General features: G+C 46.8%; 7 tRNA genes and 1 rRNA gene. All 8 read right to left on the bottom strand.

Annotated features, from left to right (window positions below):
* Positions 1-48: 48 nt before the first annotated feature.
* Positions 49-125, bottom strand: a tRNA-Arg gene (locus M3189_RS26405).
* Positions 126-158: 33 nt separating this feature from the next.
* Positions 159-247 (bottom strand) — tRNA-Leu (locus M3189_RS26400).
* Positions 248-252: 5 nt separating this feature from the next.
* Positions 253-327: transfer RNA gene (locus M3189_RS26395), tRNA-Gly, on the bottom strand.
* Between the two features lie 35 nt (positions 328-362).
* Positions 363-447 (bottom strand) — tRNA-Leu (locus M3189_RS26390).
* A gap of 61 nt (positions 448-508) precedes the next feature.
* Positions 509-584, bottom strand: a tRNA-Lys gene (locus tag M3189_RS26385).
* 101 nt (positions 585-685) lie between these two features.
* Positions 686-761: transfer RNA gene (locus tag M3189_RS26380), tRNA-Thr, on the bottom strand.
* A 48-nt stretch (positions 762-809) separates the two neighbouring features.
* Positions 810-885: transfer RNA gene (locus M3189_RS26375), tRNA-Val, on the bottom strand.
* Between the two features lie 9 nt (positions 886-894).
* Positions 895-1010, bottom strand: a 5S ribosomal RNA gene (gene rrf, locus M3189_RS26370).
* Positions 1011-1021: the final 11 nt, after the last annotated feature.

Genomic DNA, 1021 nt, shown 5'->3' with positions numbered 1-1021 from the left:
GGTCCCAAACCAAGTGCTCTACCAAGCTGAGCTACTTCCCGTAAAATATGGCGCGCCCGAAAGGAGTCGAACCCATAACCTTCTGATCCGTAGTCAGACACTCTATCCAATTGAGCTACGGGCGCATTATTATATGTTATTTTGTTATTACAAAATAATGGTGCCGAGGACCGGAATCGAACCGGTACGGTAGTCACCTACCGCAGGATTTTAAGTCCTGTGCGTCTGCCAGTTCCGCCACCCCGGCAATATTGGAGCGGAAGACGGGATTCGAACCCGCGACCCCCACCTTGGCAAGGTGGTGTTCTACCACTGAACTACTTCCGCATATATAGAAGACTATTTTTCTTCGCAAAAAATCTTGGTGCGGGTGAAGGGAGTCGAACCCCCACGCCTTGCGGCGCCAGATCCTAAGTCTGGTGCGTCTGCCAATTCCGCCACACCCGCATATTGAATTCATTTTGCTTTTGCAAATAAATTACTTGGTTATTTTCTAACGAAAATAACTTGGTGAGCCATGAAGGACTCGAACCTTCGACCCTCTGATTAAAAGTCAGATGCTCTACCAACTGAGCTAATGGCTCGTACAATCAGTTTATTTAAAACTAATTAATTTTTTTTGCTTAAAATCCCTTCGGGATTTTGCGCATGCTTCCGCTGATGTAAATCAACGAAGCAAGAAGCATGGTGCCGGCGAGAGGACTTGAACCCCCAACCTACTGATTACAAGTCAGTTGCTCTACCAATTGAGCTACCCCGGCAAATAATATAGATTATTTTAGTATTGATTTATTGCTATTGCAAAAAAATGGTGGAGGATGACGGGATCGAACCGCCGACCCTCTGCTTGTAAGGCAGATGCTCTCCCAGCTGAGCTAATCCTCCATATATAAAGCCTGGCAACGTCCTACTCTCACAGGGACAAAGTCCCAACTACCATCGGCGCTGAGAAGCTTAACTTCCGTGTTCGGTATGGGAACGGGTGTGACCTTCTCGCCATTGCTGCCAGACTATTTTTTTG

This window comes from Neobacillus niacini, assembly GCF_023715415.1.
Taxonomy (GTDB): domain Bacteria; phylum Bacillota; class Bacilli; order Bacillales; family Cytobacillaceae; genus Neobacillus; species Neobacillus niacini_C.
Note: the sequence above shows the minus strand (reverse complement) of the source record. Positions and strands in the feature narration are given on the sequence as shown.